General features: G+C 74.9%; 10 protein-coding genes. 1 reads left to right on the forward strand and 9 read right to left on the reverse strand.

Features of this window, described 5'->3' with window-relative positions; all coding sequences use genetic code 11:
- Nucleotides 1–39: 39 nt before the first annotated feature.
- Nucleotides 40–957 (forward strand): LysR family transcriptional regulator, encoded by a 918-nt coding sequence (locus CG736_RS34835; RefSeq protein WP_100590101.1) that lies wholly within the window; start codon nucleotides 40–42, stop codon nucleotides 955–957.
- A 2-nt stretch (nucleotides 958–959) separates the two neighbouring features.
- Here CG736_RS34835 and CG736_RS34840 read toward each other — a convergent pair whose 3' ends face one another.
- From CG736_RS34840 to CG736_RS34880, 9 genes are all read right to left on the reverse strand, one after another.
- A complete protein-coding gene (locus tag CG736_RS34840; RefSeq protein ID WP_100590110.1) occupies nucleotides 960–1,691 on the reverse strand; it encodes a ZIP family metal transporter in 732 nt (243 codons plus the stop codon).
- 217 nt (nucleotides 1,692–1,908) lie between these two features.
- Nucleotides 1,909–2,346 carry a DUF6278 family protein gene (locus tag CG736_RS34845; protein WP_232734381.1) on the reverse strand — a complete coding sequence of 146 codons (438 nt, stop codon included), beginning with the start codon at nucleotides 2,344–2,346 and terminating at the stop codon, nucleotides 1,909–1,911.
- 74 nt (nucleotides 2,347–2,420) lie between these two features.
- Nucleotides 2,421–4,073, reverse strand: coding sequence for a restriction endonuclease (locus tag CG736_RS34850; protein WP_157815843.1), 1,653 nt, complete (start codon nucleotides 4,071–4,073; stop codon nucleotides 2,421–2,423).
- A 197-nt stretch (nucleotides 4,074–4,270) separates the two neighbouring features.
- Nucleotides 4,271–5,764: a hypothetical protein gene (locus CG736_RS34855; protein ID WP_100590103.1), complete on the reverse strand. Its 1,494-nt coding sequence runs from the start codon at nucleotides 5,762–5,764 to the stop codon at nucleotides 4,271–4,273.
- A gap of 286 nt (nucleotides 5,765–6,050) precedes the next feature.
- On the reverse strand, nucleotides 6,051–6,698 hold the full coding sequence (locus tag CG736_RS34860; RefSeq protein WP_100590104.1) for a YigZ family protein: 648 nt from the start codon (nucleotides 6,696–6,698) through the stop codon (nucleotides 6,051–6,053).
- Nucleotides 6,699–6,789: 91 nt separating this feature from the next.
- Nucleotides 6,790–8,073: an aldolase gene (locus CG736_RS34865; RefSeq protein WP_100590105.1), complete on the reverse strand. Its 1,284-nt coding sequence runs from the start codon at nucleotides 8,071–8,073 to the stop codon at nucleotides 6,790–6,792.
- A gap of 171 nt (nucleotides 8,074–8,244) precedes the next feature.
- Complete coding sequence (locus tag CG736_RS39070) at nucleotides 8,245–9,999, reverse strand: DUF2637 domain-containing protein (RefSeq protein WP_369880808.1); 1,755 nt, start codon at nucleotides 9,997–9,999, stop codon at nucleotides 8,245–8,247.
- 229 nt (nucleotides 10,000–10,228) lie between these two features.
- Entirely contained in the window at nucleotides 10,229–10,897 is a 669-nt protein-coding gene (locus tag CG736_RS34875) for a response regulator transcription factor (RefSeq protein ID WP_100590106.1), read from the reverse strand.
- Nucleotides 10,849–12,168 (reverse strand): sensor histidine kinase, encoded by a 1,320-nt coding sequence (locus CG736_RS34880; RefSeq protein WP_100590112.1) that lies wholly within the window; start codon nucleotides 12,166–12,168, stop codon nucleotides 10,849–10,851. The genes CG736_RS34875 and CG736_RS34880 overlap by 49 nt, the downstream gene beginning before the upstream one ends.
- Nucleotides 12,169–12,412: the final 244 nt, after the last annotated feature.

Here is a 12,412-nt window from a genome sequence, read left to right on the forward strand (position 1 = left end):
CAGCGACAGTTCCTCAACCCGACCGTTTAGCATTGCTGCATGATGGATCTGGGACGCCTGCGCGCCCTGCACGCGGTCGCCGTGCACGGCTCGGTCGGCGGCGCCGCCGCGGCGCTCGGCTTCACCCCGTCCGCGATCTCCCAGCAGATCGCCAAACTCGAACGCGAGACCCGCACCGTACTCCTGGAGCGCCAGGGCCGCGGCATCCAACTCACCGACGCCGCCTGCGGGTTGGCCGACACGGCGCAGCGGGTGCTGGCCCTGGTCGAGCAGGCCGAGGTGACGCTGGAGGAGCAGCGCGGCCGGGCCACCGGACGGCTGCTGGTCGCCGCCTTCGCCACCGCCTCGCGCGGCCTGCTGCCCGGCGTGCTCGCCGAACTCCACGCCGAATACCCCGAGTTGGAGGTCCGGCTGCTGGAGAGCGACCCGTACCCGGCGGCCGAGCTGGTGGCCCGCGGCGAAGTGGACCTGGCGGTGGTGCAGGACTGGGCGTCCGTGCCGCTGCCGGTGCAGGACGGCGTCGACCGGCTCGACCTCGGCACCGACCCGGTCGATCTGCTGCTGCCCGTCACCCACCCGCTGGCGGCGCTCGACGCCGTCCCGATGACGGAGCTGCGCGGGCAGCGCTGGACCAGCGTGCCGCCGGGCAACATCTGCCACGACTGGCTGCTGCACACCATGCGGGAGATCGGCGAGGAGCCGGACGTCCGCTACCAGGTCGGCGAGTTCGAGAGCCAGATCGCGCTGATCGCGGCCGGCCTCGGCCTCGGCCTGGTCCCCCGCCTGGCCCGCGGCCCACTGCCTCCGGGGGTCGCGGCCCGCCCCGTCACCCCGCAGCCGTTCCGCCGGGTGCACGCCCTGTGGCGCACCCAGACCTCGCGCCGCCCCGCCGTCACCGCCGCCCTGGGCGCGCTGCGCCGCCACTGGGACGCCCTGGACCTCCGAAACATCCCCTGACGTTACGTCAGGCCGACCACCAGCCACATGAATCCGACGCCCAGCAGGGTGCAGACGAGGGTGGTGCGCGAGGGGTGCGGGCTGTGCGCCTCGGGCAGGATGTCGGAGGTCGCCAGGTACATCAGGAAGCCGGCGAAGAACCCCAGGTACAGCCCGAGCAGGTGCTCCGGGATGGTGAACAGCAGGGTGATCGCGGCGCCCGCGATCGGGGCGGCGGCGTCGGCGGCCAGCAGGGTGAGCGCCCGCCGCCGGTTGTTCCCGTACAGCCGGGTGAGCGTGTAGGTGTTGAAGCCGTCCGCGAAGTCGTGCGCGACGACGGCGACGGCGACCACCGCGCCGACCGTGGCGCCGGCCTGGAACGCGGCGCCGATCGCGAAGCCGTCCATCACGCTGTGCAGCACCAGCGCGGACGCGGCGGCCAGCCCGACGCCCTGTTCGCGGTGCCGGTGCCCGGGTCCGTGGGTGTGCCCGTGGGTGTGGCTGTGCGCGGCGTACTCGCCCTCGTGGCCGCGGTGGATGGCGACGGCCCGCTCCACCACGTGGATCAGCAGGAACCCGGCGGCGAACATCAGCAGCGCCTCGGGCACGCCGTGGAGCTTCTCGGGGGCCTGCTCCATCGCCTCGGGGAGCAGGTCGAAGGCGACCACGCCGAGCATCAGTCCGGCGGCGAAGCCGAGCACCAGGTGGCGGCGGTCACCGGTGCGCTGCGCGACGAAGCCGCCGACCAGCGTCATCAGGAAGGCGCCCGCGGCGACCAGCACGGCGGTCAGTTCCGGCCTCCCGCGACTCGACGCCGAGGGCCGGACGGCTGTGCGGACCGCTGCCCACGGCTGCCCAGTCGTCCGGCCCGGGCCGGACGGTGCCGGGCCCTGGACCCCACTGTGCGGGCCGTGCCGGCGTCGCGCCGCCCGGCGGACCCGTCGGGGTGACCGGGCGTCACCTGAGGCTCGGTCAGCCGTCCCCGGCGGCCCGGTAGACGGCGGCGAGCTGCGGCGAGCCCTGCTCGGCCCAGCCGGCGCCGAGGGCGGTGACGTCCAGCTCGAAGCCGGTGGCCAGCACCATCAGCGGGCGGCCGTCGGGGGCGAGCCGCCAGGTCGAACCGGGGATCCGGCGGCGGATCACCGTGCCGAGGTACAGGCCCGCGTCGGTGCCCAGCCACTGCGAGACCTGCGGGTCGTCGCGCCAGCGGGGCAGCAGCTGGTCGAGCGCGGTCAGCGAGTCGACGGTGTCGTCGAGTCGCACCCCGGCGGCGTCGGCGAGTTCGCGCAGCAGGCCGCACTCGGCGTACATCTCGGCCATCGCCCGTTCGCGGTCCTGCTCGGCGAGGCGCCGGTCTGCGTGCTCGGCCGGACGCCGGTCGTGCCGGCCGCCGAAGTGTCCGTTCTCCACGGCCCAAGCCTGTCACCTCCAACGGCTCAGCGGCAGAAGGCCCGTCGGGACCCGCCGGGGCCGCCGACGGCCCGTCAGACGGTGAGCGGCAGCGCCAGGTGGGTGAGGGCGAGTTCCCGGATGCCCTGGCCGTCGACCAGGTGGATCCGCCGGTGGCGTTCCTCCGTGGTCAGGTCGACCGCCTCGTCGCCGAACTGGCCGCAGGTCATCCGCAGGCCGCGGTCGGCGCCCTCCTCGCGGACGGCCTCGGACAGCGTGGCGATCTCCTCGGCGGTGACGGGCGCGGGGCCGCGGGAGGCCCACACCACCCAGCGGCCGGGCAGCCGGCTGCCGGGCTGTCCTTCGGCGGTGGCGACCAGTCCGGCCGGGCCGCGCAGCCGCACGCTCCAGTCCTCCAGGCCGCCGGCGGTGAGCACCGACCGCACCAGCAGGGCGAATTCGCCGGGCGAGAGCTCGCCGAGCGCGGGCACCGCGGCGTCGGCGGTGCCCCACGGCACCACCGCCTCGTCCGCGTACGGGTCGGGGGTGATCACGGCGGCCAGTGCGCGCAGCCGCAGCAGCGACTCGTCGTGCTCCGCGTCCGCGTACACGCCGTCGTCGCCGAGGTGCCCGGCGTCGGGGACCAGTCGGGTGCGGGCCAGCGCGTCGCGGTCGGCGTCCACGCTGAGCAGGCAGCGCGGCGGACGGCCGGGCAGCCGCAGCCAGCCGTTCAGCACGACGCCGGCCAGCACGTCGTCGGTGTCGACGGCGTCGGCGGCCTGCAGGGCGCGCAGCGCGAGGCGGGCGGCCAGCCGCAGGTAGTCGGCGCGGACGTCGGCGTCGGGGCGGCGGACCGGTTCGACCGCGCCGTCCTCGGTGAGCCGGTAGCCGGACAGCGCGGGGACGGTGTCCAGCGGCGGCAGGTCGAGGTCGAGGACGGCGGTGCGGGTCAGCGCCCGGAACACCGCGCGGCAGGGGGCGGGCAGGTCGCGGGTGGAGCCGTCGGCGGCGGCCAGGGCCCGCTCCAGCAGCGACTCGACGGCGGCCGGCTCGGCCTGCCGGTAGGCGCGGCGGCACTCCTCCAGGCTGTCGTTGTACTCCTGCACGGCCCGGGCCCGGGCCTGTTCGGCCTCCTCGTGGGCCTGCCGGGCGGCGACCGCCCCGCTGTCGACCAGGTCGGCCTGCCGGGTGCGCCACTCGCGCAGCGCGCGCTGGTGGAGCAGCCGGGCCTGGGCGAGTTCGCGCTGGTAACCGGAGTCGAGCAGGCGGCGCGAGCGGGGCTGGTCGGGGTCGGCGTCGGCGGGCTCCGGCGGGGCGAAGTCGGCCCAGGCGGGCTCGGGTTCGGTGTCCGGCGCGGCGTCCGGGTACGGCTTGGGCCGGTAGCTGCGCAGCTGGCTCTCGAAGTCCATCGCCGAGACCGGCTGGGCGGCGCGGCGCAGCAGGTCGGCGAAGCGTTCGTGGTCGGCCTGCACGGCGAGCGTGCGGTGGTGGGTGAGCGCGGCGGCCCGGCCGTGCGCGGTCACCGGGTCGTCCGCGACCACGGGTTCGGGGGCGACGGCGGGCTCGGGGGCGGGAGCCGGTGCGGGAACGAAGGGGGCGGCAACGGGTGCGGGCTGCGCGACGGGCGGCGCGTCCAGCACGGTCGGCTCGTCCTCGTCGGCGCCGAGGTCGCGGAACAGCGAGGCGAGGAACCCGGGCTGGAGCACCGTGGCGGCGCCGTCGGCGCGGCCCTCGGATGGATGCTGCATCGGCGGTCGTTCCCCCTGCTCGTCCGGCGCACGTCGGAGGCCGCCGTCGGCGGACCCGATCTGCATTGTCCCCCGTCCGGCGCTCCGGGTCAGCCAACCTCCCGGGTTTGGCCGACCGTTGACGCAGGATCGGCCGCCCGCCGGGCCCGGGAGGGGGCCGACGCGGGGTCGGCCCCGGGGGATCCGGAACGGGCGGGTCAGTTGGTGCGGGTGTTGGTCAGGTGCAGCCCGATGTAGCCGACGTAGATCCGGCCACTGCCGGAACAGTCGTCCAGGTAGTGCACCCGGGGGGCGGTGCCGCCGCCGCCGATCCGCAGGTGGGCGCCCATGAAGGCGCGGCAGGAGGAGTCCACGACGGCGGGGACGGGCAGCATCCGCTGGCGCTTCCACTTGCCGTGGCTGGCGACGGTGCGGGACTCGCCGCGGACCGCCTTGCGCGGCGGGAAGCGGTGGCAGCCGGGCGGGGTGTGCTCGCACCACTGCTTGAAGTCGCCGCCGGCCTCACCGCGCACCGCGGCGTCCGCGTACTCCTGGAGCGCCGTCAGGCCGTCCCAGGTGAGCCGCGCCCAGCCGGGGCCGTCGGCCTGGCCGTCCAGGGCGAGCGTCTCCTTGCTGTCGCCGGTGAACTCCAGCAGCGGGAACTCGCCGAAGCGGTCGACCAGTTCGCCGAAGCTGGCCGGGCCGGTGCCGCAGTGCGGGCGGCGCGGCGGGCGGGGCGGCTCGATCCGCAGCCGGCAGCGCTCCAGCCGGACCGCCGGGTGTGCGGGGCGCTCGGGGGCCTTGCGGGCCTCGGGCGGCAGCCACAGCGCCGGGACGGCGTCCAGCGGGGCGGGCGGCGCGAGTTCGGCGGCCACCCGGCGCGGCTCGCGGGCCAGCAGGGCCGCGGCGCGCCGCAGGTTCTCGTCGATCCGCTGACGCGGCAGCACCGGGTGCCGGGCGGCGTCCGCGCGGGACGCCGGGTCGACGTCGGGCAGGAAGGTGCGGACGGCGCCGCCGTACACCTTGTGGTACTCCATGGCCAGGTTGAACCGCGGCAGCGCGTTGTGCCCGAGCACGTACATCGAGGCCAGACCCGGGAGTTGGCGCAGCAGCGGGCCGAGCACCAGTTCCTGCCACTGCTCGATCGGCACGGCGGGCGGCACGCTGGCCACCACGGTCGGCAACTGCCGTTCCGGGTCGCACAGTTCGTCGATCAGGCCGTCCAGGTCCGCGGGGCCGAGCAGGCGCGGCGCGACCGCCAGCGGCACCGGGCCCTCGGTGGCGTCCAGCAACGGCAGCAGCCGGCGGACGACTTCGGGGACGGGGACCCGGCCGTGGCCGGTCGGTGCGGGCCCGGCGGGCAGGTACTCGGCCTCGACGCGCAGCCGGGTCGGGCCGTCGGCGTCCTCGGAGGCCAGGGTGAGGGTCAGTTGGTCGATGCCGTTGAGGGCGGGGGTGCGCAGTCGGCGGCGACTGTAGCGGGCTCCGGGGCCGCGGCCGGGCAGTGGTCCGCCGTCGCGGTCCAGCAGCACCCGGTCGCCGAGCCGTAGTCGCTCCGGCGGGGCCCCGTGCTCGCGGGGCGGGGGCTCGTCGTGGCCCTCCGCCTTCAGCCAGGCGGCGAGCAGGTGGTCGACGAGGGCGGTCGTGTCGTGGTGCGGGCGTGGTGTCGCGGCCGTCAGCCGATAGGGCGGCTGGGCGTGGTCGGTGGGCATACGCGGAACCTCCCGAGGTGCGGTGCTGCGGTCTGCGAGTCCTCCTTCCGGTGCCGTGCCGAATCGCGTGTCCTGTCCAGGAGACGAAGCGACCCGGAGTGAAAGTTCCTTCTCCGGTGCGGGTTCCTTCGTTCGGGTGTCATCCGACGGCAACCGGAACTCCGCCCGCGCCGCCTCTGCTACCCGCCCGCCGCCGCTTGATGCAGCGCCCCAACACCCCGCCGGCACCGGAAAATTGGCCGAAACCCGCCTGCCGGTCGGGCCCCCGACCCGGACTGCCGACCGCTCAGACCTCGACCTCGACGAAGGTCCGCCCGGCGGGCTGCGCACTCGCCGAACCGCCGGTCGCCTCGGCCAGCCAGGTGTGGAACTCCGCCACCTCCGGCTCGGGGACGCCCACTTCGATCCGCACCCCGTCCGCCAGGTAGTCCAGCCCCGCCACCGTGTAACCGGCCGCCCGCAGGTCGTTCTCCAGCCGCCCCGCCCGGGTGTGGTCCACGGCCACCGACAGCAGCGCGACCGGACGCCGTTCCAGCAGCCCGATCTCGTCCAGCGCCTCCGACACCGACGCCCCGTACGCCCGGACCAACCCGCCCGCGCCCAGCTTGATGCCGCCGAAGTACCGCGTCACCACCGCGACCGTGTCGGTCACCCCGCGCCGCCGCAGCACCTCCAGCATCGGCACCCCCGCCGTCCCGGCCGGCTCGCCGTCGTCGCTGGACCGCTCGCGCGGCTGCTCCTCCCCGACCACGAACGCCGTGCAGTTGTGCCGGGCGTCCCAGTACTGCTTGCGGATCGCCGCGATGAACGCCTGCGCCGCCTCCTCGTCCGCGACCCGGGCCAGGTGGCAGATGAACCGGGACTTCTTGATCTCCAACTCGTGGCTGCCATCGCCCCGGACGGTCAGGTACGGCTTCGGGCTCGGCTCGGCCATGACGCTGGTGCTCTCCGCTGTCGCTCTCTCCACCCGGTGCCGCGCACCGGTCTCGCCGCCCAGCCTAGGGCCTCCGTCGGGCCGCTCCTGCTCAGCGGCCCGCCAGGGCGTGCAGGGCGGCGCGGTCCAGGCCGGTGCGAGCGGTGACCTCGACGGGGTCGAGGGCGCCGCAGTCCAGGCCGCGCAGCAACTGACCGCTGAGCGCGCGGGCGGTGGCCGGCTCGTCCAGCACGGCGCCGCCGGCCTTGGCGAGGTACCCGGCGAGCCGGGCGCAGGCGGCGTCCAGGCCCTCGCGGTGGAAGGCGTACACGGCGGCGTAGCGGGTGGGCAGTTGGGCCGGGTGCAGGTCCCAGCCCTGGTAGTAGGCGCGGGCCAGCGAGCGGCGGACCAGCCGGTGGTGCAGCCGCCAGGCCGCGTGCACCTGCTCGGCCGGGCCGGTCGGGATCACGTTGGTGGAACCGTCGGAGAGCCGGACGCCGGTGCCGGCCGCGGCGACCTGCATGACGGCCTTGGCGTGGTCGGCGGCCGGATGGTCCGGGCTCTGGTGGGCCGCGCCGACCCCGCAGGCGGCGCTGTAGTCGAAGGTGCCGTAGTGCAGTCCGACGGCCCGGCCCTCGGCGGCCCCGATCAGCAGCGCGACGGTGGCCCGGCCGTCCGGGCCGAGCACGGCCTGGGTGGTCTCGATCTGGATCTCGAACCCGAGCCGCCCGGCGGGCAGCCCGGCCCGCTGCTCGAAGTCCGTCAACAGCCCTGCCAGCGCGGCGACCTGAGCGGCATGGCTGACCTTCGGCAGGGTGAGCAGCAGGCCGGCGGGCAGGTCGCCCTCGGCCAGCAGGGTGCCCAGGAACAGTTCCAGGGTGCGGATGCCGCGGGCCCGGACGGCCGCCTCCAGGCACTTGGTGCGGATGCCGAGGTACGGCGGCGCGCTCCCGTCGGCCACCGCCGCGGCCACCAGCTTCGCCGCCCGCACCGCCTCGGCGTCCTCCTCGGCGTCCGGGCGCGGACCGTAGCCGTCCTCGAAGTCGATCCGCAGGTCCTCGATCGGCTCGCGCACCAACTTGACCCGCACCCGGGCGTGCACGTCCGCGAGCACCTCGTCGTCGGCCACGCCTAGCGCCTGCGCCAGCCGGGCCGGCGTCCCGGCGTGCTCATCGAACACGGCGAGCGCCTGCGCGCCCCACGTGCGGACGGTGTGCGCCCCGTACGCGTCGGCCGGCACGTACACGGTGTGCACCGGCTGCCGGGCGGACCGCTCACCCGGGTAACGGCGTGTCAGTTCCGCGTCCACGGGCGTCAGCAGCGCCTCCACGGCGGCCCGGGCGGCGTCCGAGAACGAGACCGGCCGGGCGGGTCCGGCCTGGGCGGGCTGCGACATCCGGGGCTCCTCCACTCACCGCGCGGGACCGAGGGACGGTCCGGCGACCGTAGTGCGGCCCCGTGGAAGCGTCAATGGCCGGCCGCCGGTTCCTCCGGCGGGCGGCCATGGCACGAGGCTCGGCGCATCGGCGCATCGGCGAGCCCGAACTGCGCCGGGGGGCAGCGGTGACTACTCCCGGCCCGACTCCATGTACCGCTCCTGGAGCTGGTCCCAGACCTTCTCGACGTCCTTCACCGTCACTCCGCCGTCCGGACGCGAGCCCGGAACGCCGCGCTGCGACAGGTACTCGGCGAAGCGGCGCTCGTCCGGGTGGCGCTGGTTCTCCTCCATGTAGCTGACCAGCGCGGCGAAGCACTCGTCCGGGTTCAGCGGCTCCGCCCCGCCCGCGAACGGACGGCGCGCCGGCGCCTCCTCCGCCCCGTCGAAGGGCAGCGTCTCCGCCTCCATCATCGCGTCCAGCCGCAGCGGCCGACCGCCCAGCCGGATCGGCTCGGCCTCCTGGTCCTGCACCGGCTGACGGCCGCTCGGGTCCACCGGCACCTGCTGCGGGGCGTGCGCCGCCTGCGGCCCCTGCGGACGGGCCGGGCCGTGCCCGTTCGCCGGCACCCGGTGCTGCTCGGCCCCCGCCGGGCGGTAGCCCTCCTGGTAGCCGCCCTGCTCCGGATACCCCGGCTCGGCGTACTCCTGCTCGGCGTACTCCTGCTCCGGGAGACCCTGTCCCGGGAAGCCCTGATCGGGGAAGTCCTGCTCCGGGTAGCCGTCGGCCGGCTGGTAGCCCGACTGGGGACGGTCCGGCGCCTCCGCGTCCGGCGGGCGCGGGGCCTTGAACCACGGCGACGCCTGGCCCGGCACCCGCGCCGTGTGCACCTGGTCCGCCTCCGCCACGTGCGAGCGCACCGGGCGCGCCGTCCACACGTTCAGCTCCGCGGACCGGTCCACCACCGGCGCGGCCTGCGCCGCCTCCGGGTCCTGCTGGTCCCGCAGCCGCACCGCGGCCAGCTTCGCCAGCGTCGGCACCGCGACCGCCGCCGACACCGGCGGCACCGCCGACTGCGACTGCGCGGCCGCCTGCTGCGCCTTGGGCTGCGGCTGCGCAGCCGGCTCGGCGGCGGCCTGCGCCTGGACCGGCGCGTCGAGCGCCGCCGGCCGACCCTGCGCCACCCGGCCGCCCGCCGGGGCCGAACGCTCCGCCTGCACCGTCTCCTCGGCCTCGACCTCGGCCGCTGCGGCGCCGGGGACCTGGAGCGGGCCGTCGATCCGGTCCAGCACCGTCGGGTCCAGCGGCACACCGTACTTCGCCAGCTTCAACGGCAGCAGCGCCTGGAACGGCGCCGACCGCCGCCAGCCCCGCCCGTACCGGAACCGCAGCTGCGCGCGGTACACCAGCCGGTTCTGCTCCAGCCGCACCGTCTCGTCGTACGAGCGCAGCTCCCACAGCTTCATCCGCCGCCACAGCCGGAACGTCGGCACCGGCGACAGCACCCAGCGCATCAGCCGCACCGACTCCATGTGCCGGTCCGCGGTGATCGCCGCGATCCGCCCCACCGCGTGCCGGGAGGCCTCGACGACCACCACGAACAGCACCGGGATCACCGCGTGCATCGCCATGCCCAGCGCGTCGCCCCAGGACGCCGCCGCGTTGAATGCGATCGTCGCCAACGTCAGCAGCCACGCCGTCTGCCGCAGCAGCGGGAACGGGATCCGCAGCCAGGTCAGCACCAGGTCCAGCGAGAGCAGCACCACGATGCCCGCGTCGACGCCTATCGGGAACGCGTAGGCGAAAGCGCCGAAGCCCTTCTCGATCGCCAGGTCCCGCACCGAGTTGTACGAGCCGGCGAAACCGATGCCCGAGATCACGCAGGCGCCGACGGCCACCACGCCCAGCAGAGCCCGGTGCGCGCGGGTAAGGGAAGGACGTGCCATTCGATGATCAACCCCTGGGACTCGGCAGCTGCCGTAGGACCTGTAGCCGCCGAGTACACGTCCCCGCCCGGGGCGCACGACCGCGGGACACCACGGACTTGATGCGCCGTTGACAGACTCGGCCCACCGGATACTACTCGTACGGGCGTTCACCCCGGTCGCCAGGCCGGACCGGCACCACTCCTCCACTGGTCCACACCATCGTGCACACCGCTCCCCGGCGGGTGCGTCACCCCGCGGCCGGCCGCTCCGCCGCACCGTTCAGGTACGCCAGCACCGCCAGCACCCGGCGGTTGCCGTCCTCCGTCGGCGAGAGCTGCAACTTCCCGAAGATGTTGGCGATGTGCTTGGCCACCGCGCCGTCACTGATCGTCAGCCGCGCACCGATCGCCGAGTTCGAGCACCCCTCCGCCATCAGCCCCAACACCTCCCGCTCCCGCGGCGACAGCCGCTGCAACGGCTCCGAACCCGCGTTGTGCTGCAGCAGCCGGCCGATCACGTCCGGATCCATCGCCGTCCCTCCCGCCGCCACCCGGCGCACCGCGTCCACGAACTGGTCCGCGTTGAACACCCGGTCCTTCAACAGGTAGCCCACCCCGCCGGTGCCGTCCGCCAGCAACTCCCGCGCGTACAACTGCTGGACGTGCTGAGACAGCACCAGCACCGGCAGGCCCGGTATCTCCCGACGCGCCGCCAGCGCCGCCTGGAGCCCCTCGTCCGTCAGCGTCGGCGGCAGCCGGACGTCCACCACCGCGACGTCCGGCCGCTCCGACAGCAGCGCCGCCAGCAGGTCCGGCCCGGTCTCCACCGCCGCCGCGATGGTGAACCCGTGGACCTCCAACAGCCGCGTCAGGCCTTGGCGAAGGAGGTAGAGATCCTCGGCGAGGACAACGCGCACGGCAGCTCCATCGTGATGGTGGTCGGCCCGCCCACAGGACTGTCGAGCGAGATCACTCCGTCGAACGTACCCAACCGCTTCTCGATCCCCCGCAACCCACCGCCCGTCTCCATCCGCGCGCCCCCGTGCCCGTCGTCCGTCACCACTACCCGCAGCCGGCCCGCCCGGTGCAGCACATCCACCCAGACCTGCCGGGCCCGCGCGTGCTTCGCCGCGTTCGCCAACAGCTCGCTCACGCTGAAGTACACCGCCGTCTCCAAGGACGCCTCCGGCCGGCCCGACAGACTGACCGTCACCTCCGTCGGCACCACCGCCGTCAACGCCAACTCCCGCACCGCATCCGGCAGACCGCGCTCCGCCAGCACCGGCGGGTGTATGCCCCGGACCAGATCCCGCAGCTCCTGCAGCGCCTTCGCCGAGGACTCCCGCGCCTCCGCCAGCAACTCCCGCGCCGCCGTCTGGTCACTCGTCATCAGGTGCTCGATCGTCCCCAGCGTCAGCCCGATCGCCACCAGGCGCGCCTGCGCGCCGTCGTGCAGATCCCGCTCGATCCGCCGCAGCTCCGCCGCCTGGGCGTCCACCGCATCCGCCCGGGTCTCTGTCAGCTGCGCGACTCGCTCGGTCAGTTGAGCGCGGCTCGGCTTCGGCGCGCCACCCAGCACCCGGCACGCCAGCTCGTTGTGCGTTCGCACCGCCCACGGCATCGCCAGCAGCCCCGCAGCGGCCATGACGGCACCGATGAGCGCCGAGAACATCAGGCCCACCGTATGGCTGTTGAGGCCGAAGAAGTACCGCGAATCCACCGTCGCCGTCGCCGTGAACACCAGCCCGCCCCACACCAACACCATCGGCACACCCAGCAGCACGACCGCCGCCGCCGGATTCACCAGCAGCCACAGCCCCTCCCGCTGCACCTGCCGATCCCGCACCGCCCACTGGAGGAACTGCACCAGCCGCGCCACCTCCAGCCGCCGGTGGTACGAGACCCCCGTCCACCAGAACCCGCGCGCGTCCTGCTCCAACGCCTCCCGCGTCGAATACACCACCCGCCAGGGCTCCCCCGAAGCCCGCTCCACCCGCTGCCTCGTCCACCCCGCACCGTGGCGCACGAACCAGTACAGCACCGACAGGCCCACCACGATCGCGCTCGGCACCGCCACGAACGGCGCCAACGGCCCCCCGTCGAACAGCTGAACCGCGGCCAGCGCCGTGAACACCGCCGCCAGCAACGGCACCACTGGCCCCGCGACCGACGTCACCGCCAGCGCCACGCCGTCCCCGAAGGCCCGCACCGCCACTCGCGCCCGCTCCCCCAAAACGGACCTGACGGCCCCACCGTCGAACCACGCTGTCGTCGCCAAGGCCACTCCCCGAGAGTTGATCGCCGTCCCCAAGAACGCTCTCAGTCTCTCCCCGACCACCCGGCCGGCACATTGGCCGTGCCACCCGTCTTTCAGGTGGACCTAAGTCCACCTCGACCGGTGGTGGCCGATACCGGGAACGCGAAAAAGCCCC

The organism is Kitasatospora sp. CB02891 (assembly GCF_002803145.1).
Taxonomy (GTDB): Bacteria; Actinomycetota; Actinomycetes; order Streptomycetales; family Streptomycetaceae; genus Kitasatospora; species Kitasatospora griseola.